Annotated in this window: 20 protein-coding genes; 9 read left to right on the top strand and 11 right to left on the bottom strand. The window is 55.4% G+C overall.

What is annotated here, in order from left to right; genetic code table 11:
* Positions 1-267: 267 nt before the first annotated feature.
* Genes AC01ZF_RS04590 through AC01ZF_RS04600 form a run of 3 tightly spaced genes read right to left on the bottom strand, consistent with a single transcriptional unit; the run spans position 268 to position 3122 of the window.
* Positions 268-663 carry a hypothetical protein gene (locus tag AC01ZF_RS04590; protein ID WP_424675458.1) on the bottom strand — a complete coding sequence of 132 codons (396 nt, stop codon included), beginning with the start codon at positions 661-663 and terminating at the stop codon, positions 268-270.
* Between the two features lie 46 nt (positions 664-709).
* The gene (locus AC01ZF_RS04595; RefSeq protein ID WP_424675459.1) at positions 710-2140 is read right to left on the bottom strand and encodes a VWA domain-containing protein; all 1431 of its coding nucleotides are present in this window, start codon (positions 2138-2140) and stop codon (positions 710-712) included.
* 10 nt (positions 2141-2150) lie between these two features.
* Positions 2151-3122: an AAA family ATPase gene (locus AC01ZF_RS04600; protein ID WP_476575154.1), complete on the bottom strand. Its 972-nt coding sequence runs from the start codon at positions 3120-3122 to the stop codon at positions 2151-2153.
* A 251-nt stretch (positions 3123-3373) separates the two neighbouring features.
* Here AC01ZF_RS04600 and AC01ZF_RS04605 point away from each other — a divergent pair, with 251 nt between their 5' ends.
* The gene (locus AC01ZF_RS04605; RefSeq protein WP_476575155.1) at positions 3374-4030 is read left to right on the top strand and encodes an HAD hydrolase-like protein; all 657 of its coding nucleotides are present in this window, start codon (positions 3374-3376) and stop codon (positions 4028-4030) included.
* On the opposite strand, the gene AC01ZF_RS04610 is transcribed toward AC01ZF_RS04605, so the two are convergent.
* From AC01ZF_RS04610 to recO, 4 genes are all read right to left on the bottom strand, one after another.
* Positions 4031-6835 carry a C1 family peptidase gene (locus tag AC01ZF_RS04610; protein ID WP_476575156.1) on the bottom strand — a complete coding sequence of 935 codons (2805 nt, stop codon included), beginning with the start codon at positions 6833-6835 and terminating at the stop codon, positions 4031-4033.
* A gap of 61 nt (positions 6836-6896) precedes the next feature.
* On the bottom strand, positions 6897-7715 hold the full coding sequence (locus AC01ZF_RS04615; protein ID WP_424675462.1) for a purine-nucleoside phosphorylase: 819 nt from the start codon (positions 7713-7715) through the stop codon (positions 6897-6899).
* An 89-nt stretch (positions 7716-7804) separates the two neighbouring features.
* On the bottom strand, positions 7805-8494 hold the full coding sequence (locus AC01ZF_RS04620; RefSeq protein WP_424675463.1) for a PH domain-containing protein: 690 nt from the start codon (positions 8492-8494) through the stop codon (positions 7805-7807).
* 44 nt (positions 8495-8538) lie between these two features.
* A complete protein-coding gene (gene recO, locus AC01ZF_RS04625; protein WP_424675464.1) occupies positions 8539-9294 on the bottom strand; it encodes a DNA repair protein RecO in 756 nt (251 codons plus the stop codon).
* Positions 9295-9559: 265 nt separating this feature from the next.
* On the opposite strand from recO, the gene smc reads away from it, so the two are divergent.
* Genes smc through AC01ZF_RS04640 form a run of 3 tightly spaced genes read left to right on the top strand, consistent with a single transcriptional unit; the run spans position 9560 to position 14839 of the window.
* On the top strand, positions 9560-13144 hold the full coding sequence (smc, locus tag AC01ZF_RS04630) for a chromosome segregation protein SMC (protein ID WP_428113364.1): 3585 nt from the start codon (positions 9560-9562) through the stop codon (positions 13142-13144).
* Positions 13128-13757 (top strand): nucleotidyl transferase family protein, encoded by a 630-nt coding sequence (locus AC01ZF_RS04635; RefSeq protein ID WP_424675466.1) that lies wholly within the window; start codon positions 13128-13130, stop codon positions 13755-13757. The genes smc and AC01ZF_RS04635 overlap by 17 nt, the downstream gene beginning before the upstream one ends.
* An 11-nt stretch (positions 13758-13768) precedes the next feature.
* The gene (locus tag AC01ZF_RS04640; RefSeq protein WP_424675467.1) at positions 13769-14839 is read left to right on the top strand and encodes a deoxyguanosinetriphosphate triphosphohydrolase; all 1071 of its coding nucleotides are present in this window, start codon (positions 13769-13771) and stop codon (positions 14837-14839) included.
* A gap of 57 nt (positions 14840-14896) precedes the next feature.
* Here AC01ZF_RS04640 and AC01ZF_RS04645 read toward each other — a convergent pair whose 3' ends face one another.
* Both AC01ZF_RS04645 and AC01ZF_RS04650 read right to left on the bottom strand, forming a co-directional pair.
* The gene (locus AC01ZF_RS04645) at positions 14897-15430 is read right to left on the bottom strand and encodes a shikimate kinase (RefSeq protein ID WP_424675468.1); all 534 of its coding nucleotides are present in this window, start codon (positions 15428-15430) and stop codon (positions 14897-14899) included.
* Positions 15431-15440: 10 nt separating this feature from the next.
* Positions 15441-16679: an MFS transporter gene (locus AC01ZF_RS04650; protein ID WP_428113361.1), complete on the bottom strand. Its 1239-nt coding sequence runs from the start codon at positions 16677-16679 to the stop codon at positions 15441-15443.
* Positions 16680-16857: 178 nt separating this feature from the next.
* Between AC01ZF_RS04650 and AC01ZF_RS04655 the strand changes: the two genes are divergently transcribed.
* The 3 genes from AC01ZF_RS04655 to AC01ZF_RS04665 all read left to right on the top strand — a co-directional run bounded on the left by AC01ZF_RS04655 (position 16858) and on the right by AC01ZF_RS04665 (position 18913).
* The gene (locus tag AC01ZF_RS04655) at positions 16858-17136 is read left to right on the top strand and encodes an acylphosphatase (protein WP_424675471.1); all 279 of its coding nucleotides are present in this window, start codon (positions 16858-16860) and stop codon (positions 17134-17136) included.
* A gap of 41 nt (positions 17137-17177) precedes the next feature.
* Positions 17178-18308, top strand: a complete 1131-nt coding sequence (locus AC01ZF_RS04660; protein WP_476575157.1) for a lysylphosphatidylglycerol synthase transmembrane domain-containing protein — start codon at positions 17178-17180, stop codon at positions 18306-18308.
* A gap of 110 nt (positions 18309-18418) precedes the next feature.
* Entirely contained in the window at positions 18419-18913 is a 495-nt protein-coding gene (locus AC01ZF_RS04665) for a Crp/Fnr family transcriptional regulator (RefSeq protein ID WP_424675473.1), read from the top strand.
* 68 nt (positions 18914-18981) lie between these two features.
* Here the strand turns inward: AC01ZF_RS04665 and AC01ZF_RS04670 are convergent, their stop codons facing one another.
* Positions 18982-21354 (bottom strand): transglutaminase TgpA family protein, encoded by a 2373-nt coding sequence (locus AC01ZF_RS04670; protein ID WP_428113358.1) that lies wholly within the window; start codon positions 21352-21354, stop codon positions 18982-18984.
* Positions 21355-21361: 7 nt separating this feature from the next.
* A complete protein-coding gene (locus AC01ZF_RS04675; protein ID WP_424675475.1) occupies positions 21362-22147 on the bottom strand; it encodes a TatD family hydrolase in 786 nt (261 codons plus the stop codon).
* 732 nt (positions 22148-22879) lie between these two features.
* On the opposite strand from AC01ZF_RS04675, the gene AC01ZF_RS04680 reads away from it, so the two are divergent.
* Both AC01ZF_RS04680 and AC01ZF_RS04685 read left to right on the top strand, forming a co-directional pair.
* Positions 22880-24481: a complex I subunit 4 family protein gene (locus AC01ZF_RS04680; RefSeq protein ID WP_476575158.1), complete on the top strand. Its 1602-nt coding sequence runs from the start codon at positions 22880-22882 to the stop codon at positions 24479-24481.
* Between the two features lie 135 nt (positions 24482-24616).
* A complete protein-coding gene (locus tag AC01ZF_RS04685) occupies positions 24617-26329 on the top strand; it encodes a universal stress protein (protein ID WP_428132176.1) in 1713 nt (570 codons plus the stop codon).
* Positions 26330-26349 lie beyond the last annotated feature (20 nt).

A 26349-nucleotide genomic window follows, 5' to 3' on the forward strand; every position in this document is an offset into this window, starting at 1 on the left:
GGCGGTGGTATACTCCGTTCACGATGACACGGGCAGGGTTCGCTCCCCCTTGTCATTTCGAGCGCAGCGAGCAATCTTACCCATTCATCACGCAGCACTCGCGATGACATTGAGAATGAAGATGTCTCGCTTCGCTCGACAGGACAACGAGGGTGGCGGTGGTATACTCCGTTCACGATGACACGGGCAGGGTTCGCTCCCCCTTGTCATTTCGAGCGCAGCGAGCAATCTGATAGAGTACGATGTGCAATACGCGAGTCTTGACCCTCAATTGCTCACGTGCGGCGCTACTCCCCCACATACAGCACACATTGGTGGATCACCGACTGCGAGCGCCCACACCTTGCAAGTCGGACAACGAAAACTGAGCACTTGCGGCGAGAATAATGGCGGGATAGGAGGCAAACGTCGTGCTGCCTGTAAATCGGTAAACCGGGCTGCACCAAGCAAGGTTGCCTGATCGATCCGCTCACCAGCCCAGTGCAATTCGAGGATCATTCCCGGTGTCAACAGATGGCGTGCAGTCACGTTACGTAACGCTGCATCATCGATGGTCAATGTCTGCTCAGGACCGCCATCGGGCCATGGTTGTGCGGTCAAGGTCACCGTCTCACCGGCAAAAAAGCCGCCAACATTCAACACTTCGCGGATCACCACTCGCATGTTACCACCCGCCTGATCGTATCGCACCGAAAGTGGCGTGACCGGTTCACGGATGCAGAAACAGTCGGTCAATTGCTGTTGCCAACTGACGTAGCGTCGTCACCTCATGCATTGCATCACACATCGGTGCATATTTGTAGATGTCACTGCTCAGTGAGCCGGGATCGTAGACACCCCATTTCCATCGTTCTTCAGTTGCGAACCAGACAATCCGCCGTGCTCGCCGTCGAATCTGCTCAAACGCCGGCAAGTTCGGATCATTCTCGTTGTTACGCCCATCACCAAGCACGATCACCGTTGTACGCCGGTCAACCAGATGCAGTTTATCGCGGCAGAACTCGGCGAGAGCGTTACCAAGATCGGTACTATAACTGCGGGTAGGACGAATTTCGGTCAATACTTGCGTGATTGCCTGTTCGGGGCGTGATTCGGCAAAGTAGTGCGACATGTCGTACAGCCGGTCGATGAAAGCAAACGAGCGAGTACGGCTCACCTGATCGTGCAGGGCGTAGATCATCAACAGCATACACGACATGACGTGCTGGGTACTCACGCTGCGATCGCACAGAATGACCAGCTTCGGCTTGAGATGACGCTTGCGATGACGTACTAACATCGGGACGCCACCGAAGCGCTGATTAGTGCGGATGGTAGCCTTCGCATCGAGCGTACCGGTCTTTCCACGACGCTGACGTAACGCCAGTCGAGTACGGAGACGCGCAGCGAGTTTGCGCACAAGGGTACGCATTTCGGGCAACAGACTCTCATCGAGCTGTTCGAGCGGCACATCGAGCAATTCACGCTCACTTGGCCGCCCCCTTCCCTGGCGTGGCCCTTGCCCTTGGGCCTGTTCTTGCATCTGTTGGGCAACCTGCTGACCAATCTGCTGTTCGAGCGTCGCGAGATTCTCACGTGCAGCTTGTTCAATCGCCCGCAGTGCCTCTTCGCGTATCCCTTGTGCGCGCAACTGTTCGAGCAGTTGGCGCAACATCTGCTGCAGCCGATTCATCTGCAATTCACGCATTGCCTGTCGCGCCATCCAATCGCGGTAGCGCGGATTGGTCAGATGAGGCGGCGAGACGTTGGCCAACATCGCCCGAATCTGCTGATTACTGAGCGGTTGACCACTGACCATACTCTGAAAAAGTTGGCTCAGTGGGCCGGGGGGAAACTGGGCAAGGATCTGCTGCAACTGACGCATAAGTTGCTGCTGCTCTTCAGGCGAGAGCTGACCACCACCGGCCTGCTGCAAAGGTGGCGGCGAGTCTTTGCCAAAGTAGAGTGGAAAGAGTTCGTTAAAAATGGCTTGATCTTGTCGTTCCTTGATCAATGCCGTCTGCAACGCCAAACGAAAGATATTCCGATCGCTGATGCCGGCCTGCTCAATTGCCCGCAACGCATCGGCCGATTCGGCAACACTAATTCTCACGCCGGCAGCGCGTAACCCGGCAATAAACTCGGTAATTCGTCGATCCATATCTACTCCGTCAGTTGTTCGTCCAATCGCTCCCCCGGTAACCGCCGCGCGGTCGATCCGGACGATCGGGTCGATCCGGGCGATCACCCTGCTGTAGGAGCCGGCGTGCCCGCTGCAAATCGCTCTCGTACTTAAGCAGGACATTCAGCGTCGTATCGAGGGTCGCCTTATCGAGCTGACGCGCATTCAATTCGACTAATGCCCGCGCCCAATCAAGGGTCTCGGAAACACTCGGATGCTTCTTCAGATCGAGCGTGCGTAGACGTTGTACCAAAGCCACCGCTTCACGGGCCAACTTTGGCGCCAAACCGGGCACTTTCAACTGAACAACACGTAGTTCGGCTTCTAAATCGGGATAATCGATATGGATGTAGAGGCAGCGTCGCTTCAGCGCTTCACTCAACTCGCGGGTATTATTCGAGGTAAGGATCACGGTAGGAACATGCTTCGCCTTCAGCGTTCCCAATTCAGGCACCGACACCTGAAAATCACTCAAAACCTCGAGTAAAAAGGCCTCGAATTCAGCATCAGCCCGGTCGATCTCATCGATCAGGAGTACTACCGGTTTATCGCTGGTAATCGCGCGCAACAATGGACGCGGCAGCAAAAAACGCTCCGAGAAGAAAACATCTTCCTGTGCAGCTAACCGGTCGGCAGCTTCACAAAGACTCTGCGCATCACCGAGCAGATCGGACAACTTATCGCGGAGGAGTTGGGTATAGAGCAACTGCTTGGCGTACTCCCACTCGTAAAGTGCTTTTGTCTCGTCAAGTCCTTCGTAGCACTGTAGACGGATCAACTCACGACCGAGTGCTGCCGCCCACGCCTTAGCCAGTTCGGTTTTGCCTACTCCAGCCGGCCCTTCGGCCAGCAACGGCTTACCGAGACGTTCGGCAAGGAAGACTGCCGTGCTGATCTCATCGGAGGCGATATAATTTTGCCGCCCCAACATATCGCGAACATCAGTCATCGAATGAAACATGCCCATGGGCCTTTCTACGTTGCGTGATAGCGGAGGTAAACCACCTTGAGGGTGAAAAACGCCGGTACGATCGCGAGAGGTTGGTAACACAAGGCCAGGTTGCCGTACAACGTCAACAATCACCGTTGTGCGAGGGTATCGTTACGTGCTACTTGCGTATGTACACCCTCCTGAGTTAACCACCGGATACAACTATTATATCACCGTTTTACGCTGCATACCGGGAATTATTCCTGCGGTATACTATGGTTATGAAACGACATTATCGCTTTCGTGCCATCCTGTTTGATCTTGATGGAACTCTGACCGACCCATTTGTCGGCATTAGTCGCAGCGTCAACTACGCACTGACACAGATCGGTCACTCGCCCCTCGGTGATGAAGAACTGCGCGGTTGGATTGGGCCATCGTTGCACGCCTCCTTCGAGCAGGTGCTCGGCGACCCAAGATTGGCCGATCAAGCCGTCGCCCATTATCGACAACGCTACTGGGAAATCGGGATGTTCGAGAACAGCGTGTTTCCCGGCATTCCCGAATTGCTGTACGATCTACGGGCAGCCGGTATCCGCTTGTTTGTTGCCACCTCGAAGATACGCCCACCAACCGAACGGATCTTAGCCCACTTTGGACTACGCACCTATTTCGAAGCCATTGCCGCCGTTGATCCCGACGATCGCGATGGCAACAAAGCCATGGTTATCGCCTCACTGCTGCCGCGTCTCGGTATTGATCGAGGATGGGCTGTCATGGTTGGTGATACCATCTACGACATTAGCGGCGCACGAGCGCACCGTATGCCATGTATTGCGGTAACCTATGGATACGGTGCATACCGTGATCTCTATCTCGCGGCACCATTAGCACTGGCCGACTCGGTAACAGCATTACGTCACTTGGTCCTAGAATAGTTACGGTATGGGCAAGCGAGCAGCCGGATCACCCAACAACATATAGTTACGGGCATCGTTACGAGCCATCCACAGCGTTGACAACTCACGCGGTTCCGGTTGCTTGCCGAATTTGATATTCTCAAGTTCCTCGGCTAAGGTCATCGAGCGCGCCGCTTGAATAATGTTGAATTGATCGGTTGCGCTCCCTAGCCGCTTCCCGGCCACCAACCGACCGATCACATCTTCAAACGCTTGGGTCTGACCACGCGCGCCGTCTATGCTGAAACCGTATGTCCATGCCCGTTCCACGTGACCAACTACCCCAAGCGCACCGCGCAACAAGAGCTGCTGCGGTAGTTGGGCGACGAAGGTAAACGGGGCGATGACCGGCCGGCCTTTTTCTGGGTCAAAGATAAACTCATCTCGCTGTGGGCAACCGGCACCATAGCAGGCAAACAGCAAGGCAACCATACCTTCAAGCGAGAGGTTACTCGGCAAATCTTCGGCAGCAAACCAATGCTCGCGCTTAATCCCCCCAAAACCGGTCCAGTCTTGCGTCACCAGTGCTCCTTGATAAGGGATCAATTCGCGGTCGGTGACCGGCAGGCCTAGACCATGCGTCGCGCTAAACCAGATCGCCGGTGGCCGGTTTTCATCACGCAGAGCTTGCTCAAGGTTACTGCGGGTTGCGTCGTTTGCCAACAACAACCGCTTCCCGTAGCCCAATCGCTGTGGTAGACCACGGTCGTGCCACTCGGCCAGCGGCTTAACTAACTCAAGCGCACTGCGTTCGGTCGATTTATCGAGATCGTGACGGGTACCAAAATATACAATCTCGCGGCGTATCCGAACATCGTTGACCGACCTTCGTTCGTAGTCAATCAGGCGCTGCGCATAGGTGGTGTAATCGGCATAGCGATGTTGACCGCGTTCGTCGGTGAAACAGAGACGACCCACTCCCCAGAAGATATCGAGTTCGTATTGGACATTGAAGCTAATAAATGCCTGATCGTTCGCTGTAAGCGGGCCGGGGCGCGCTGCAATCAGGATGTAGAAGGGAACGCCTTGGCTCGGCTTGACCGGGCCGGGCATCGTGCCATGGCGGGCGAGCCAGCTATTGACTCGCTCACCCGGACGATACACTAAGACCGGTGCCCGTTGTTCCCACGGTTGCTTGAGATCGGCGTAGCGACTAGCCCATTCAGCACACGTCTCACCAGGACGGAAGTCAACTAGTGGGAGGGCAATACCCTGCTGGTAGGCACGATGCTCGATGAGCGGCCACAACGCCTGAATAATCCGAGCATCGTCAACCGCGTTCACCATAACTGCCCACCGCGCTTGCGCGAGGTCTTCTTGATCAACATCGGCAACCACACCAAAATGTCTTTCTTCAGCCTCGTTACGGGTCTTGTGGAGTGTCTGCAATTCTTTCGGATCATCGCTACGTTGGGCCAATTCACTGGCGGCTTTAGCATCGATCCGCAACAACGGTTCGCCTCGGCGGCCATCGATCCCATTCGGATACAACTCATCACTGCTTTGCTCATCGGCAATAAGGATCAATGGGCCGCTATAGCCGGCCACAACCGTTACCGGTTCAGGTGATGGTGGTAACGCCGGGGTCGGCTCAACGGCTCTCATGACCGGTTGCGGTTGCCCACCTACCAGCGCCTGCAACCGATTGATCAACGTCTCAAGCCGGGCACGGATCGCCTGGGCTTCGGCCAGAATCGCCGCCAATTCCGAGGTAGTCGACGCACTCAACGTCACTGTCGACGCAGTTGCTGCTTCAATGATCACACTAGTAGCGATCAACGCTGCCAACCCTTCTTCATAGATGAGTTGATATGGGACATGGCAATAACCGGGACCATCAGGATTTTCGTTCGCCCACTCGCTCCCCCACGAATTCCGCACAATAAAATAGCCACCGCCGGGAGCCGTCGGATCATCACGGTAGCCCAATACACACATCGCATGGCCACCCAACCGTTGCTCACCGGGCAACGCCTTACGCACCCGCCCAATTCGACGAACCTGCCCACTACTCGTCCAATGCTCACCGATCATCAAACCGATCAACACCGGTCGGCCGGCGGCCAGTGCGGCCTTGATCTGGTTCACATCACGGGGAGGTAATTGTTCAACCCCGCTAATCCGACGCTGCTTAGCTTCCTGAAACGCCCGGTCACTTGGCCGCTCGTGACCGGGGTTGGTGTGGTCTACCGGTTCGGGGCGATAGGGCCACGTCTCCTCACGGCAAACCCCCAACTCGGCAACGGCGCGTAATGCAACCAATGGGTTCGTACCGACATCACCGGGGATACCATCACGCGCTTTACTAATCCAGTAAATAAACTGTTTGGAGAGGTCGGTGGGGTCGTTGCTAAGTGCCTGCACCATGGCAGCCACCGTAAACGCGACACACGTATTGCGTGGTCCTTGACTGATTGGCGGAGGTAGAGTCGCAATCGGTGGTACTTCGGCAGGCAAGCCGACCGGTGGACTAAACGAAGTTGCATCAACCTCCGGCAAATCGGTGAAGATTGCACCGGTACCGACCGGCTCCATCGCGACATCAACGCTAAACGAGCTGGCATCAGGCGCCACTTCCTGCACTGCCATCACCATTGCCCGCACATCGTTTTCACTTCGCCCCAACACTTGAGCAAGCGCAGCAAGCCCGCTCCCAAGACCGGCATTACTCGCACGCGCCGTTGCTACCAACTCTTCGACACTAGTAATCCAGTAGTCGGCCAACACCCTCCGGGTTGCCTCATCGATCGTAGGCACTGCGGTAAGCGGGGTCAAGGCACGCATAGCACTTCTCCGAACGCAACGACGCAAAGGAGCGAAGGGGCAACGAGTCTGTAGGTGATAGTCACATTCGCGCCAAGATACCGCGCAGCAGTGCAGCAAATTGAGGCTTTGCTGCCTCACCGGCGGCAATAACTTCTTCGTGATTAGCCGGTGGACCGTCAGGCAAGGCGAGGTTGGTAATCAGCGAGAAGCCAAGCACGCGCATTCCACTATGCACCGCAACAATCACTTCCGGCGCTGTCGACATGCCGACTGCATCGGCCCCCCACATGCGCACCATCCGTAGCTCAGCAGCGCTCTCGAAATGGGGACCGCTCAGCATACAATAGACACCTTCGCGCAACACCACACCCAACTCCGCAGCGACAGTGCGGGCAAGTGGAACGAGGTTATTCTCGAATGCGCCGACCATAGCCGGAAAGCGTGGTCCCAACCGCTCATCATTTGGACCGCGCAACGGATGATGACCGGCCATCCCCGGTAAGAAGATTTGATCGCTGATCCGCATAATATCGCCGACCTTCCAATCGGGACGCAGACCACCTGCCGCATTGGTGACGATGAGTGTATCGCACCCCAATGCTCGCAAGACGCGCACCGGGAAGGTGATCTCTTGCATGCTGTACCCTTCGTAAAAGTGAAAGCGGCCACGCATGACTGCTACCTGCTGTCCGGCCAGCAGACCAACTGCTAACTCACCGCGATGCCCGATTACCTTTGGCTCGTGAAAGCCAGGAATATCTCGGTACGGAATGACGACCGGATCATCCATCTCGTCGGCCAACGCACTTAACCCCGAACCAAGGATGAGGCCGACTCGTGGGGTATGACGTAACCATGGCATAATCGCTGCGCGAGCTTGTTCGATGTCGTTATACATGAATCACCACAATGAAAAAGCGACAGAACCTGTAATCGACCATCACCATAGTGATGGCGGAATGGCAACACAACACTACGATTTCACTCCTAGATTCGGCTTAATAAATCGCGCTTCTTGGCCTCAAACTCCTCTGGGGACAGAATACCGCGATCACGCAAACGAGCTAACTCTTCGAGGGTACGCTGAATATCGATTGCGCCGCCGACCGGACGACCGGGAGTGTAGCCATCGGTATCGAGATAGCCATAACCGCGGTCGAGGTTGTGCTTTGCTTCGAGTAATGCACGTTTGAACTCAAGCGGTGCTTCAATCCGATCTATGACGTTTGCACCCTCTGCCCCTGAGGCCGTCAGAATCTCAATAGTACCAAAATTAAAGATTCGGCCTAGAATACTCTGACGCAATTCGATATCATTAATCTTTTCCAACGATGAATCGATCACCCGTTTGTTAAACACGCCACGAATTTGTAACACGCGCCGGTCGGTGATCACAATTTGTTCAGAATTCCAGCGTAAAAAATCGAGAAATCCACTGATCAGCACCATCACACTAATCACAATACAGATCAGGAGGATCAGACTACTGATGCTGATTCCACCGATCGTTGCCGTTGGATTATTGCGAAACGCCACATTGGAAGCAACACCCGCTGCAACTAACACGGCAATGAGGCTCAGTTCAGTCAAAATATTGATAATCAACACAAAAATATGCTGGCGGGCAATATACAGAATCTGTTCGCCCCGCCCGAGCAGGCTTTCAACATAACTCATGGCCCGCCCTCCTCTGATGCAGACAACGTTGTTGACATAGCCTTCTACGATAACGATAAGAGACGATCAAGAAACTCAGCCGATTTCAGATCACGTTCGAGCAGGTGCCGCAAACTGGCCCGTAGCAAATCGGTAACTTCACGACGGGTCTCCGTCGAGATGCGTAAATGTTCACTGACGGTTATCGGTTGCGTCTGGAGATAGCGGAGCAGACGAAACGCCCCTTCGCTCATCGATAACGCAGCCGGATCGGCGGCCCGATCGCGCGGGCAGAGCACACCACCCAGTGTCGGACTATACTGATCGGCATCAGGTGTCAAAACATCGTCACAAACGACGCAACGGTGCAGTTGTGGGCGATAACCAAGCAGGTGGAGGAGATGTAGCTCGAAGCTGCTCAGGGTGAGATCGGGCTGTGGGCTACGATCGAGTGACATGAAGGTCTCGACGAGAAGCTGGAACAGTGGCGGGTTTTCGTCTTCTTCAACGGTGAAACGATCGTACAATTCAGCAGCGTAATAACCACAGCCGAGACGGTTCAGTTCGGAGCGTAAGGTTGGAAAAGCATGTACTATCTGACTTTGGGTGACAATATCAAGATTACGACCGACGGCAAGCATCATGTGTACGTGCGTGAAGAGTTCGATGTGACCGGCCAGTCGGCTTTTTGTTTTACGCGCGCCTTTGGCAATGACCCATCGCTTACCCTTTGGGGTAGCAATGAGCAAGAGACGATCGGCTTCGGCAACATCACTACGGCGAAGAATGACAGCTTCGCTGCGATAAACTCGCTCTCGCATGGAATTGGTCGCCAGTGCGCGCCGTCGGTCTTTGCCGGCGATGCGCCTTATGCGGGAATCGGTGTAAGGTTCTCCGCTATCCTAAATTGGGTTGACCGGTTCGTTCTTCCCTTTCAGGGCCTAATTGTATCTTTGCACGCTGTATTATAGCCGTTCACAGGGGGTAGATCAAGCCTCTGAACTTTACTGCTTTACCGGTCTGAAGTACAATTGTCGGTCGGCACATCAGCTATAGGCTGGTCAATGAAGCGTTACTGATACAATAATGTACCTCAAACGATTAGAAATTCAAGGCTTTAAGACTTTTGCATCACGTACCGTTTTCGAGTTTCAGCCGGGTATTACCGCCATCGTTGGCCCGAACGGTAGTGGCAAATCGAATCTGGCCGACGCAGTACGCTGGGTACTCGGTGAGCAGAGTATGAGCGCACTGCGTTGTAAGCAGGCCGGCGAGTTGTTGTTTGCCGGTGGCGGACGCCGCCCTCCGGCGGGGTTGGCCGAGGTCGCTCTGACGATTGACAATAGCGACCGGGTGCTCCCGCTCGATTTTGATGAGGTGACGATTACTCGTCGGGTGACGCGCACCGGTGAAAATGAGTATTTCATTAATCGGGCACGGGTTCGGCTCCGCGATCTCTTGGCGGCAGTTGAACCGCTCGGTGGGTCGTACACGATTATCAATCAAGGTCTAGTTGATGCAGCTCTGACCCTGCGCCCTGCCGATCGGCGCCGATTGTTTGAAGATGCAGCAGAAATCGGTGGCTTTGAGTTGCGCAAGACCGAAGCACTGCGCCGTTTACGTGAAAGCGAGATGAATTTGCAACGAGTCGCCGATCTGCTGGCCGAACTCGAACCACGTCTACGCACGTTACGTCGGCAGGCCGGTCAGGCTCGTCAGTACCGCGAATGGCAGACCGAATTACACCATTTGTTGACGCATTGGCATCACGCCCAGTGGCACGAAGCGCAAGCGCTGGCGCAGCAGGCACAAACGCTCGCCCAACAGGCCGACGACGCGGTGGCCCGCCGGCGTGCGATCCACGCCGAGACGGTCGCCGCGGTGCAGACGAAACGCGCGGCTCTCCGTGAACGGCGTGAAGCACTCAGCGCGCTGCACCACCAGGCTGCCGTCTTGCACCAACAGGCTGAGACGCTGCAACGCGATTTGGCGATTGAGCACGAGCGATTAGCGGCTGCGGCCCAACGTAGCGAAGAGATGGAACGGCATCTGATGACATTGGCCGAACAGTATCAAGCCGCACTTCACGAGCGTGATCGTGTCGTTGCGATGCTGACGCAGCTCGCACAAGAGATTGCTACCATCCAAGACGAGCTTGCACGTACCGATCATGAACGCGGTGTTGACGAACAAGCACGGGCTGCGTTGGCGGCTGAGCTGCAAGCAGCCCAAGAGCGCGCATTACAAGCCGCCCGCGCCGAAGCAACCGTCGTCAGCCAGATCGAGCAGCTATCAACCCAACAGGCACGACTACGTACCGAACTGGAACGGTTAGCCACCTCATTAACTCAGGCAACCGGCGCCACCGACACCGCTCGGATTGCAGTGACGGACGCCCAAACCGCATTGGTACACGCCGAACAGATGTATCAGGAGATCAGCGCTGCGGTACAAGCTGCGCGCCAAGAACTTGACCGCCTCCGTGCTGCCCGTACCGCTATCGATGAGCAGCGCGCGACTTGTCGCCACACAGTGGCCGAACGTGAGGCGCGTCTCGAAGCCCTTACCCGCCTTGCCCGTTCTCACGCCGGCGCCTTCGCCGGCGTTAAGGCAGCGCTCGAATGGGCAGAACGAAACAGACGAACTGGTTTTACCCTCGTTCAACAGATCATTCGCGTCCCTCCTCTCCTAGAGACGGCGATTGAAGTCGCACTCGGCGCCCGCTTGCAACACATTGTGGTCGAACAGTGGCGTGACGCCGAAGACGCTATCGCCGAACTCCGCCGTAGTGGCGCAGGACGAGCGACATTTCTGCCACTTGATACACTGCGCCGACCGCAGCACGATGGGCGTCGCCCGACTTTTTCCACCAACGTCATCGGGATTGCAGCCGAGCTTGTCGAGTATGACCCCCACTATGCCGTTGTCGTTGAGCAATTGCTCGGTCGCATGCTTGTTGTCGCCGATCTGGCAACAGCACGGTCTGAATTGCGCCATCTTCCACCGGGTTGGACGATTGTCACCCTTGCCGGTGAACAGGTTCAGAGCGGCGGCGCCGTCACCGGTGGTGCCCCAACTCGCGAAAGCGGTGTGTTACGTCGTGAACGTGAACTGCGTGAATTACCAACCCTCGTCACCGAGGCTCGTGCGCAACTAGCCGCTATCGATGAACAACGGGCAGTGATCGAGGCCGAGTTACAAGCCGTCACTCATCGTTTGCGGCAGACCGAGCAAGCGGAACGCGACGCCCATCGCCGCCGCGAGACGGCACGCAACGCACTTGATCAGGCTCAGCACCATGCCCGTCAGGTCGAACAAGAGCAGCAATGGGTAATCACGCAACAAGAACGACTCCTTAACGAACTCAACGCACTCACCGAACAGATAACGGCATTGCAAGCACGCCAGGCAACGTTGCGTGACGAGCACGCTGCTGCCGAAGCTGCACTGGCAGTGGTGCGTGAACGCTACGAGCAGCACGTTCTCGCCGGCCGCACCGTCCAAGATCGGTTAGCCAACCAACGGGCAGCGCTCACCGCTGCCAGGAGCCGGCAACAGATGCTGACCGAACTGCGAAACCGACACGAGCAAACCATAGCCGGTATCGAACAACAGCAACGCGAATTGGAGGTGGCATTACAGGCGTTACAGACGGAACGTGCGCAACGGGAAACGACCTACGCTACCGGCCTTGCCCGTCAACAACACGTACTGGCTGAGCTGAATAGCCTACGGGCGCAGATCGATCCGGCAGAGACTGAACTGAAGACTGCTGAAGCTGAATTAGCCGAGTTAGAGGCAGCCGAGAGCCGTGCTACCGCCGAATTGCTGGCCGCCGAAGCCGATCATAGCCGTTTCGTGCGAGAGGCACAACGAGCCGCCGACCGACTCGAAACCCTGTTCGAGCGTGCAGTTGCCGATGGTGTTGATCTGACAAAGCCACCACCTACTAGCCCCGCACCACCCACAGACGAACTACCGGCGGCTATCGAAGCGCTACGTGCGCGCATTGTGCGGCTTGGTGTTGTGAATCCGTTGGCCCTCGAAGAGTATGAAGAAGCGGCCAAACGCCATACGTTTCTGACCGCTCAAGCCGACGACTTACGCGCAGCCAGTGCGACGTTGCACCAACTGATCGTCGAACTCGATGGAGCAATGAATCATCGCTTCCAGCACACGTTTCAAGCGATAGCAGCGGAATTCAGCGCCACTTTTCAAGAGCTGTTCGGTGGTGGCAGCGCTCGCCTTGAACTAATCGATGCCGATGATACCGGCGATGAAGGCAATGGCAAACGCACGACGCTAGGCGTCGAGATTATCGCTCGTCCACCGGGTAAACGGCCCCAGAACATTGCCTTGCTCTCCGGCGGCGAACGCACACTGACGGCGGTAGCACTGTTGTTTGCCATTTTGAAAGTCAATCCGAGTCCGTTCTGCATTCTCGATGAGACCGACGCAGCACTCGATGAAAGTAATGTAGGACGCTTCCGCACAATGCTGCAACGGCTTACCGATCGAACGCAATTCATCTTGATCACACACAATCGTGGTACGATTGAGGTAGCTGATACGCTCTATGGGGTCAGTATGGGCGATGATGGTGCGTCGCGCGTTGTTTCACTGCGCGTCGAAGAGTATGTGGGAGCTGCACACAATGATCCACGCCGCTGAATTAGCCGATATTCTCAACGGCTGCATCGATTCACTGACGATTGCCCCTGATGGCACCTTGCGCATTGACGATCCACCACCGGGAGCCATCTTTCCCGGCAGTTTTAATCCGTTGCATGAGGGCCATATCGGGTTGCAGCGGGCGGTGATAGTTATGACCGGTCAACCGGTCCATTTCGAGCTGACCATTCGCAACGCCGATAAAGGTGAGTTATCGCTAACCGACATCGAACGGCGGGTCGCCCAATTTCGCGGTCGCTATTACGTCATTCTTGCCGCAGCACCACTGTTTGTCCAGAAGGCGCGTCTCTACCCCGGACGAGCCTTCGTGCTTGGGTATGACACAGCCCTCCGGCTGATCTCACCAACGTACTACGGCAGTAATGAAGCTATGCAAGCCGCCTTCGCAACTATTGCCGCTGCTCACTGCCGCTTCTTCGTCGCCGGACGCCTAATCGACGGGCGTTTCTGCACGCTCGCCGATCTAAACCTCCCGATTGGTTACGAAAAGCTCTTCATTCCCATCCCCGAACATCTCTTTCGGCGTGACATCTCTTCCACCGAATTGCGATCGCGGGAGACGAGCGATACACCGAACACGACAAATAAATAACGGAGCCACGTATGTCCCAACCCTCGATACGTGAAATGCACGAGGCGCTCGAAGCGCGCATCCTCTCACCCTACGCCGCCAAAAGTGCTGCTGCCGTGCGTGAACAACCGGAACCACCGTGTCCGATCCGCACCGCTTACCAGCGTGACCGTGACCGTATTTTGCACTCCAAACCGTTTCGGCGGCTTAAACACAAAACACAGGTATTTATCGCACCCCTCGGTGACCACTACCGTACTCGCTTAACCCATACCCTCGAAGTGACGCAAATTGCTCGCACCGTGGCGCGTGCCCTGCGGCTCAATGAAGACCTGACCGAAGCGATCGGCCTTGGGCACGACATTGGTCATGCTCCCTTCGGGCATGCCGGTGAGACGGCGCTGAGTCGGATCTGCCCTGGTCACTTTCGCCACAACGAACAATCACTGCGCATTGTGGAAGTACTTGAAAACGGGGGAGCTGGCCTGAATCTCACGTTTGCGGTGCGCGAGGGCATCTATATGCACTCAAAGGGGCGACGCGACATCACAGCCAAAGCCTGGGGGGTAGCCAGCACGCTTGAAGGTCAGATTATAAAAATCTGCGATAGTATCGCCTATATCAACCACGATATTGACGATGCCATCCGTGCCGGCATTCTGCGTACCGAAGACTTACCTGCCGATTGCATCGCCATCCTCGGCGACACCCATAGCAAACGACTAGCCACCATGGTTAGTGACATGATCTACCACAACTGGTGGGCAACCGGCGAGGGCACTGCTCCCGATACCCTTACGTTATCGATGAGTCCGACCATCTTAGCTGCTACCAACAAACTGCGTCATTTTTTGTATGAGACGGTCTACCACCGGCCAGAAGCCAAAACCGAGGATGAAAAAGTTCGTTTCATTATCGAAACGCTGTACGACTATTTCATGCACCATCCTGAAGCGATCCCGGCTGAACTGATGGCAATCGTTGAACGGCGAGGCGAACCGATTGAACAAGCGGTTGTCGATTACATTGCCGGTATGACCGACCGGTACGCACTCACCGTTTTCAAACGTATCTTCGTCCCCCGCACGTGGGGCACGCTCTAGCATCGGAGCCATCAACCCATCGCAAGGGTAACACCACGATTGCGGATACCGGAGCAGCTAGCGCCCGTAGCGCAACGCTGCTAGCATTCGCTGCACCAGATCGATAGGCATCACTCCATCGGTCTGGAAGGTTAAATCGGCCAACTCGGCATAGAGCGGCGTGCGCTGAGCACGTAATTCGGCCAGACGAGCCGCAGCGTCACCGCGCAGCAAAGGGCGCTGTTCGGCATCAGCAGCGAGGCGCGCAAGAATAGTGGCATCAGTCGCATCGAGCCAGATCACGGTCGCCTGATCGTGCAGCATTCGACGGTTTTCAGCCTGCAAGACAATCCCGCCACCGGTAGCGATCACTTGTGGCTCACGCAGTGCCTCGGCCAGGGCCACCGATTCGCGAGCACGAAACTCGGCTTCACCATACACCTGAAACAGATCGGCAACACTCATACCGGCCGAGGCGGCTACTGCGGCATCGGTATCGTACCACGGCCAACACAAAGCGCGGGCCAACAAGCGGGCCAACGTTGATTTGCCACATCCGCTCAACCCGATCAACGCAATCGGTCGTTCGAGCCAATTAGGATCCCAGACCATACCCCTGCTCCTATGCAGCCGTCTGCTCTGCCGATCGTTGCAGACGCAGACTCCAAATCACCAACGCCGAGAGGGCATAGGCCAAAGCAGCAGCAACAATCTGCGGCCCATACCCAAAGATCGGTGTTACCCAGCCCCAAATCACTGCCGAAATAGCCCAACCACCGGCCCAGAGCAAACTCATCAAGCTCATAGCAAGCCCACGCTGAGCGGTTGGGGTAGCCCCCATCACCAAGGCATCGTTCATCGGATAACTGGCAGCAATAAAAAAGCCACGGGCAAAAAACCCAATAATGGCGAGCGGCAACCATGGCGTTAACATCAGCAACATTGCCGGTGTCGCACCTAACCGTAGCAGTGCGGCGCCGCGTTGCAAGCCGATACGGCGGACTACCGGCGCACCCAGCAATGCCCCAACGCCGGCGCCAAGTGAAGCCAGCGATAAAGCCAACCCGACTCCGGCGTCGCTCAAACCAAACTGATCGCGAAAAAAGAGATTCTGGAACGGCAAAATTGCGCCACCGCCAACACCAAGCAGAAACGAGGGCAAGGCCATCCAGAGCAGCATGAACCACGAGAGCCGGTGTGATCCAACAGATTCCTCCTCACCAGTGGCACGTGTCTCCGCCACCGCCGGGAGCTGCACCAGTACCGGCCATAACGCCACAATACTCAACCCTATCACTGTCGTGAGAGCCACCCGGTAAGCCACAGTAGATCGCGGCTCAACGGCCATCATCAAGGCTGCCCCCATCGGCAACACCCCACCGACAGCACTGCCGAGCAAGCCGACTATCAATGTCGCCGAGGCATTCATACCGAAGACGAGAGGACGCTGCTCTTCGGTGGTCACCAACGCCAGCAACGGAGTAACTGCGGTAGCAGCCAACAGATAGCAAGCCCCAACGACAAATTGAGCAGCAATAAGCCACGGCAATGCCGGCGCCTGTAAGAGTGCCGCCCAGCCAAGCGCATATCCTATCACACCACCGATCATCGCGCGTTGTGGCCCGAACCGATCGATAAGCCAACCGATCGGTAACCCCATTACCATACCAGCAGCCCGGCTCACCATCGAGAGCAAACCCACGTCATTGATGGTATAACCTTGACTAACGAGGTAAAAATTGAACAAAATATCGGCAATACTGAGGGCGAAGCCGTAAATAAAACTGTGGGCCAAAATACGCCAAACCGCAGCCGGAATCTTGAGGATCGATACGCGCAGGTTGGATGTGATGTGAGTCATAACCGCTCCACACTGGTTCGGCATGTGCCGCCAAACGTCTAGCATACCACAACTTATCTGCCCCTCCGTCGGCTCCGACAAAGCTTGTATCTTTCAACTGTTGCAGATGAGGCATCGGTGCGCTATACTCAGATATAGTTTTAGAGATTTTGTTGTATGCCGATCATGCAGGTGGCGTGTGGATATCGTTCGTGCTCATGTCTTTATCTCCGGCCGCGTTCAAGGTGTCAGCTTTCGTGCGTATACCCGTGATCGGGCACGCGAAGCAAACGTCAAAGGCTGGGTACGCAATCTGAGTGATGGTCGCGTAGAGGCAGTCTTTGAAGGAAGTCGACCGGCCGTCCAAAAGCTTATTAGTTGGTGCTATAGCGGTCCTAGCCAAGCGCAGGTCGAACGGGTGGAAGTCCAATGGGAAGAACCGACCGGCCAAGAGAGTACTTTTTCCATTGTCTGGTAAGGGACATCGTTGTAACATAAGGCAAAGGACCTGTGGCAAGCATGCATAACGATATTTCATCGTCACCTGCACCGAGTTCACACCCTAACCAACCGCCTGATCCCTCATGGAATGAAAGGTCGTTTATGGGCGTGCATCGCTGGAAACTGATAACGAGCGTTTTCATTAGCCTAGCCGTCATCGCGCTAGCTATTGCTAATCGGGCGTGGATTGCCGAAGCGTTCAGTTTGCTGAACGATGCCAAACCCGGTTGGCTATTCGCCGCTTTCGTCCTGATTGCCTTGAGCTATCTCATCAGTGCGCAAGTTTTTAATATCGTGCTCCATTCCCTCGGTTATCGCATGAACCTCTTACGCCTGTGGGCAACTGCACTCACTGCAATTATCATCAGTCAATCAGTGCCTGCCGGTGGCGTTGGTAGTTATGCCTTTCTGATGAGTAACTTCAACCGCCGTGGGATTCGGGCCGGCGAATCGGCGCTGATCGCTTCACTGGAAACACTGAGTTATGTTGTTGCCATGCTGCTCATCTTCTCGTTTAGCCTCGGTTACTTCGCATGGCATGGACTCAGAGCTGCCGGGGCGAGCTATCTTGCGGGGCTGATCGGATTATCAGTGATCGGCCTTGCGATCTTTATCCTTACTCGCAGTGAAGAGACATTGCGGCGCTGGCTGAGTAGCCTACAAGATCGGGTAGCTCATCTGTTCGGTCAACGCTGGAAAAGCACATGGATCGACCGCATTGTCGCAGATTTAGTCCGTGCTCGTTCCTTACTCATTCACCGACGGCGTGATGTGATCCTGCTGGTTCTGGTCCAGCTCACCGCCCTCAGTGGTCATAGCTTGGCGATGTTGCTTGTGTTACACGCTCTGGGTACGGATGTAACCTTTGCGGTGGTCTTGTCCGCCTTCGGCGTGGCATTGGTGACGTCTACCTTTAATGTTCTCCCCGGTGGTGGTGGGACGGTTGAAGCGGCGTTGGTCGCCGTATTAAGCCAGATGGGAGTAGGACCGGCGGCAGTACCGGCAGCCATTATTTTTCGACTGTTTAATTACTGGTTGGCGGCCCCAATCGCAGCAATTTGCTATTACTGGCTTATGCACGAGCCGGTGACACCGCTAGTTCAGGCGAAGTTGTCACGTGGGCAACGTGAAGCCCCTTCACACGATTAAACTAATTGCTACACCGATCACAATGAGCGATGATAGTTACAGGGGTGACATACGTGTCGCCCCTGTGCATCGATCAAGAATACGATACACGATAGCAAGATGGGGGGAACATGCAGCAAAACATTATTGAAAACCTGCGGCGGGTTGAGTTATTCGACGGCTTGAACGACCAGGAGTTGTTACAGATCGCTACCATCTGTAAGGTGCGACGATTAGGAGCCGGGCAGACGGTGTTCAACGAAGGTGATGAGGGTGATGAATTGTTCATTATCCACGAAGGGTGTGTCCGGATTGCGATCAATACCCGTACCGCAAACGGCACATTTGCACCTTCGACGATCAATTTGCTTTACAGCGGGCAAAGCTTTGGCGAAATGGTTCTGCTCGGCGGAGCTACTCGTTCGGCAACGGTAACGTGCGTTGATCCATGCGTGCTGTTGGTGATCCGTGAACGCGATTTCGCAGCGTTATGCGACCGTAACCCACGCATCGGCTATTTGGTCATGCGCAACATAGCCGCCGATCTAGCGTATAAGTTGCGCTCGTCCAACCTGTTGCTGCGCGGCAATATCCGTTGGCAGGAGGGAGAGCTAGGTAGGAGGTGAACGGGGTGTCCTCCGCTGACGCCCCGGATGCTGGATTCGGATAGAAAGGTACGACTTCCAATCTGGCACTATCGAGAGCCTACCGGCGACCAGAGCCGCACGAAAGCTTGCCTCAGCGCATATTGCCACAATGCACGATGTAAGCTTTGGCGCGCCGTTTCCGGTGGAAGGTACGATCCTGCGCCACGGCGATAACGCTCGGTAACATACGCGGCGGCAATGCCGTAGATTGTTGATGCATGCTCTGGTAAGATACGGGCCAAGCGTTGCGCATACTCACTCGGCGTTTCCCAGCTCTGCTGACCAAGACCGCTGAAATACGCCAACCAGCTCATCTCAGTGTACGCTGCTGCCGCCAGTCGCAAACCACGGACTTCACGAGCCAACCACCAACGAAAACCGATCATGAGACTACCAACCAAAGCCAAAGTGCCCAGGATCATCAACAGCCAGTTACGCACACCATCATCGGCAACGGTTCTGCGCTGAGCTGACTCGGGTGTCGTGGCGGCACCACTACTCACTCCACTCGCCGTTAAACCATCGTCTTCCAAATCCTCAAACCGTCCGGGATTAGGGACAGCACTATTCGTACCACCCCATTCCTCTTCGGCTTCGGTACCGAATACCGACTGCAACGGTCGCTGCGGTTCTGAGGTATAACTAGCCGCTGTCGGTTCAAACCGCTCCCAGCCAATTCCGGGAAAATAGACTTCCGGCCAACTATGAGCCACATTCTCGCGAACAACATACACTCCCTGCTCAGGGTCAAACTCACCGCTTGCGTACCCGCGCACCCACCGCGCCGGCACACCAACCGAGCGCAACATAACGACCATTGCCGAAGCAAAATAATCGCAATAGCCAGACCGCTGCTCAAACAGAAACCAATCCACCAGATCGGCATTGGTTGGCGGGGGTGGAATATCTTCACTATACGTCAACCGACGGAGATACTCTTGTATCGCAATCGCCTGATCGTAGGGATTTTCGGCATTGGCAGCAGCAATCACCCGCGCCGCTTCAGCGCGCACCCGTGCCGGTAGGTTAGCCGGTAGTTGCAAATAACGTTCGCGCACCCACTGCGGGTAATCGGTACCGGCCGTCCGTAAACTTTGTACATCGGCGAGCGACACCAGCGCCGTCACGGTGTAGGTCGTCCCGGCAACAAGTGGTACCGTCGACGTTGCTAAGGTCAGATCATCGTACAACGGAACAACGCCACCATTCTCATCACGGACAATCAGGTGTTCGAGTCGGGCCGGCACACTAAATTGGAGTGGTGAACCGCCGACCAATAATAGATCGTCATTTCGTTCTTGAGCAAGCGTAATCGTTTGGGTAATGACACGACGCAGACGTCTATCGGTCAGTGGAATCGTCTCGCCAGCAGCGAGCGGCGTGCGCGCCTGCTCAGCGGTAGCAACTTGTAAGGCAGCGCGTGCCAGTTCGCCGGTGGTATTTACCCAGCCGGTACCATCGTAACGATCAAAAGCTACTGCCCGCCAATAGTCGAGCTGCGTCGAACGAACAGTCATCACCTCATCAAAGCCGGCGAGACGCGAGCCACCGAGAGACGCAACACGCGCTGTAAACGAAACACTACCGGCGCCGGGCGGCGCATTAATCGTACTGAACGCATCTTCCCACGCAGCCCGCACCGCCCGAAATGGTGCTCGGATCATTTCCCACGTCTGATTCGCTTGATCAGGTGGAATCTGAGCCGGCAACACCGCAGTGCCCGCAATCAGTACCACACCGACGATCGTCGCCGACCACATCGCTTGCAACGGCAACAAATCTGGGTAACTGATCTGCTGCGCTTCCCAGACGGTACGGCGTTGCATCACGTGCTGATAGACGAGCAGGAGTAAAGATCCGGTGATAAATACAATTGCTTCCAGATCGGGCTTGGGCAACACGTAGGTGTAGTTCACTAAAAACACTACACCGTTGGCGATGATCATCAGCCATAGACGTTGCTGACGCACCACTGTCCACACTGTCAGATACATCAGCCACCAGCAGAGCAGGGCAAGCGCCACCACAAACAGCACAATATCTTCACCACGCCCACCGCTTGCCAACACACGTCCCCAGCTTATCAAGCGGATCGTCAACTCCACGGCACGGTCGCGCCAACTGACAAGCCGTTCATCGAGCAACGGCCCCACCTGTTGCACTATCCACACCCATCCCACCACCAATGCAACAGCATGGGCAGCCCAGTTGGAAAGGCGTTGCCACAGGGCCAACACCAGACCAACAACAAACGCCATGCCGGCGACGACCGGGAGGATCGATAGACCGTTGGCCCAGCCCGATTCGGCAAGACTACGCACAACCGCGCCGGTCATGAGCACTACCAAGCCGAGACCGGGCAGCAACCACCAGAAGTCGGTCAAGCTCAACGACGGGGAAACACGCACCTGAGATGTCATACTACTCCTATGCTGCGGCTAACCGCGGAAAGGCACACATTGCATTGTGCCAGAGCTGTGGTGCTAATTCGGCAAGCGACTGCTGGCGCAACTCGGCTAATTTCTGACCGATATAGAACAGGCGACTCGGCTCATTACGTTGACCGCGGTGCGGATGTGGACTGAGATAAGGGCTATCGGTCTCAATCAAAAGTCGATCAACCGGTGCCTGCCGCGCTACATCGTGCAATGCCGTCGACTTCGGGAAGGTCAGAGGGCCGGAAAACGACAGATAGAATCCAAGTTCGAGACAAGCCTGTGCCGCCTCCCAATCACCGGAGAACGAGTGCATCACGCCCGGACCCCGTGCCGCATCGCGCAGCACGGCAATTGTCTCACGCATAGCATCGCGAGAGTGGATCACAACCGGCAATCCCAACTCACCGGCCAGCGCCAACTGCTGCCGAAAAGCAGCTTCTTGCTCGCTGGGGGGCGACTTCATCCAGTAGAAATCAAGCCCGATCTCACCGATGGCAACCACTTTGGGATGGGAGGCCAACACTCGAATCTGTTCGATCCAATCCGGCGGCAGGTCATGCAAATGATTAGGCTGGATACCGACCACGGCAAAAATCGCCGGATGGGTGTTCGCAAGGGCAATCGCCGCGTAGCTAGAAGCAAGATCGTAGCCGATCTCGATCAGAGCGGCTACTCCGGCATCCAACGCGCGAGTGATAACCTCGCTGCGATCGTCATCGAACTGCACCGAGGCAAGGTGAAGATGAGTATCAATGAGGCGAATTTGCGTATTCATAAGCCTTCTCTTGCACATTGTAGCATACCTCCTCATCCTGAAAGTATTATAGCGGTACAAAAGCGTGCAACCAATCCGCCTATCGTCACATACTCGATAGACCAAACGCAAAAAGCGTTACCCAACCGCTACGCACCAACCCTCGCCGACATCATGTAAGGACAAACCGTCCCGATAACTCACGCGGGCAACCCATCATCAGTAGTGTCGCATGTAACCGGTTGTCAGAAACCATCTCGGCCCATTCGACCTACGATTACCCATTCCTAACATTACAAGCACACCATTTTTGTGATAAATATCACGATTTTCTGAACCGTTCTGAACGACTAACATACTTTTTAACTCTTCAGAACTCTTTAAAACCCGTAGAGAACCTTGTGACACCTGGTTGACAAAAACGCGAAATCGGGCTATAAACTATGTGTATAGTAAATGTGAGGTATGTCACAAGTCGAAGGCTAGCAACACAGCGACCTTCCGGTGACAGACATTAACTGAAAGTAGCTGCAGTAACAAACGTTCATACAGGTGAAAAACTATGGGACACCTGTCACGCACACTCTCTAACTAACCACATCGCAGCCGGTTAACCGGCAACACTGCTTGTCTTTCCAGACAACGTTGTCATCATTGCGGTAATGAAGCCACGTCCGCTTTTCGTCCACAACATCGGGTGATGTTGTGTTAGCTGGTTATTGTTTCGTATCACAAGAAAGAAGGAATAGAGCTATGAACCTGCTCGGCCTGCCTATCCTTTCGTTGTTGCTTTGGCTGCCGACAATCGGTGCCCTTATTCTCCTCGTGCTGCCCAATGGGCGACCTATGCTCTACCGCTGGACGGCTATGAGCATAGCGCTGGCAACCTTACTCGTTGCCGGAACAGTAATCGGTCTCTTTTACACAGGACCTTACGGCCCAGCAGCAGGCACAGTTATCGGTCCGCCGTTGCAATTCGTTGACACGGTAGCGTGGCTACCGGCAATTGGTGCCAGCTATTTCATTGGTGTGGATGGGATCAACCTATGGCTGGTTGGTCTGACTGCCTTCCTCACCCCATTTGCAATTGCAGCCACGTGGCAGCGACAGACGCGCAGCTTACGTCTGCTACTGGCCCTCTTGCTGTTTGCCGAAACGGCGTTTCTCGGCGTATTCCTTGCCCAAGACATGCTATTGTTCTACGTCTTTTACGAACTAGCCCTGATTCCGATGATCTTCTTGATCGGGATGTGGGGGTATCATGGGCGGGTCACAGCAACGTTGAAGCTGTTTCTCTACACGTTCGGTGGTTCACTGTTGATGCTCTTTGCAATTATCGGACTGCATATTTTGCATCGCAACGCTATTGCAACGATTAACCCCGGTTTTACCGGTACTTTCGCGCTTAATCAGATTGTTGCCGATCTGCGATCAGGTCTCTTTAGCCTCGACCCCTTGATGGCGCAATTATTGTTCGGCGCATTCTTCCTCTCGTTTGCGATTAAGCTAGCACTGTGGCCGTTACACTCGTGGTTGCCTGATGCTTACAGTGTTGCGCCAACACCGGTCGCTATTATCTTGGCTGGGTTGATGGCAAAGTTTGGGGCGTATGGATTCATCCGCTTTAACTTGACCCTCTTCCCCGAAGTTGCGTCGTGGGCTGCGCCGGCGATTGCCGTGTTAGCAGTGATCGGGATTATCTACGGCGCATTGATTGCCTTCACGCAGCATGATATGCAGCGCATGATTGCATATGCTTCGATGAGCCATATGAACTTTATCGCGCTTGGCATCGTAACGATGACGACAATCGGGATCAACGGTGCTCTTCTGCAGATGGTGGCACACGGCGTCATTATGGCTGCCCTACTGCTGATTATCGCTGTGATCGAAGAGCGGCGCGATAGCCGCGAGCTTGCCTCGTTAGGCGGCTTATGGCGCGTGACACCGGTTTATGCCGGTTTGACCCTCCTCACGCTGTTAGCGATGGCAGGCTTACCCGGCCTGAGCGGATTTGTCGGCGAATTTACGATGTTGCAAGGTGTCTTTACCTCACCGCTGTTGGGATGGCCATTCGCCTTTGGCGCAGTGATCGGAATAATCTTTGCTGCCGTTTATGCGCTGAACCTGTTCCGTATGGGCTTTATGGGCGAAGTACGCAATACAGCCAATCTCGACCTGCCCGATTTACAGCGCCGCGAGTTGATGACACTAGGGGCGTTGGCCGTTGTGATCGTCGCCATTGGCCTATTCCCCAACGTGTTGCTCAGCGGCATGAATAGCTCGGTGCAAGGGCTAGTCGATGCCTTAACACCGGCAGTACAGGCAGCAGTGCAATTGAATAGTTGGCGGTAAACCCAATGCACTGTTACTAAACCGGAGCGGCAGAGTCCGCTCCGGTTTTATGCTGCGCGACACACCATCAACGCCCAGAGCACCCCTATCCCGCTCGATATTGCCGCACGCAAACCTTTTTGTTATAGTAATACTATGGCGGAACCACCAGACGGTCGGATGACAGCGGCGCTTCACGATTTTCAGCGACTGCGTTGGCGCGCAGATATCGAACATCTCCTGACCCGCTTGCGAGGTCAGTCTGATGATCTATTGCCGTTTGAAGAGGTGCGCCAACGAGTACGGGCAACAATCGCCGGTGACCGTCAGTTACGCGACATTCCGCTGGATGCCATTGTCGGTAGTGTAGGCCGGTACCACGACTTCAATCGCAGTTTTCTCCCTCGTCGTGACGATGACTGGCAGCGCTGGGCACGGGTTATGGTATCGGTCGATAATTTACACGGCTGGCCACCGATTGAGGTGTATCAGATCGGTGACGCTTATTTTGTCCTCGACGGCAATCATCGCGTGTCGGTCGCCCGTCAGTTGGGAATGGATCACATTCAAGCGTATGTGACACCACTGCGTTCACGGGCACCGATCGATCCTTCTATGACCCTGGAAGAGATTATCATTGCCGGTGAATATGCTGCCTTTCTTGAACTAACCCAGCTCGATGAGCGGCGACCTGGCTGTGATTTGCGGGTAACCATCGCCGGTCAGTACGAGAAGCTCTTACGTCACATCGAACAGTTCCGACAACAATCGAGCACTGCCGATCAGTCTGCATCGCTCCCAGAAGCGGCCTGTGCGTGGTATGACCAAATGTACCAACCGATAGTCGATCTGATCCGAGAACGCGGTCTCCTACGCGACTTTCCCAAGCGAACCGAGACCGATCTTTACGTGTGGTTATGTGATCATCGCGATGAACTGACAAAACAGTCCGGCTGGGAGATCAGCTTCGCCCAAGCAGCGGATAACCTTGTCACGACTCCTCGGGGTACCGAGCAACTTCTCGAGCGGGTCATTCCCGATAATCTTGAGCCGGCAGTTCCGGCCGGTAGTTGGCGCCGTCATCGTCGGATCGATCCGGCATCTTGGCTGTTTCATGAGATATTGGTACCGGTCAGCGGCAATGCCGACGGCTGGAAAGTGCTCGATCAGGTATTGGCGTGGGCGCAACGCGAGACGATCCGACCATTAGGCCTACATGTAGTACGCACCAAACACCAGCGCACCTCAGCAGCAGCCCAAGCAGTAGTACAGGAGTTTATCGAGCGCTGTGCCGCAGCCGGAGTGCATGGAGAATGTGCTGTGGAAGTCGGCCCGATAGATCGAGCTATTCGTGAGCGCACGCGCCTGGTCGATCTGGTTGCGATACAGGTTAATCATCCCCCCCGCCCCTCACCAATGGCCCGATTAGCATCGGGCCTACGCACCATTCTACGCTGCTCGATTCGCCCCGTCTTGACCGTACCATGCGTTGTAGATCGTGTCGAACGAATATTATTAGCCTACGACGGTAGCCGCAAAGCGGAAGAAGCGCTCTATCTTGCAGCGTACCTGGCAGTGCGTTGGCATCTGGTGTTGAATGTCGTCACCGTCCTCGACGGACAAGCTAGTGCTGAAGCAGTTCGGCTCCGTGCCTTTAGCTATCTCGAACAACGCAACATCGCTGCCGGGTATATCGTCGAACGTGGTGAACCGGCTTCGGCAATTATCTTCGCTGCTGAACAGACCCGATCTGACCTTCTCATCATGGGCGGATACAGTCATCGTGATCCGTTCAGCGATCTGGTGATCGGCTCAACCGCCGAGGCAGTATTGCGCACCCGCCGTCTCCCCACGATCATCTGCCAATAATCCAACAAAAATGGCAACAT

The sequence above is a fragment of the Chloroflexus sp. genome (assembly GCF_056331925.1).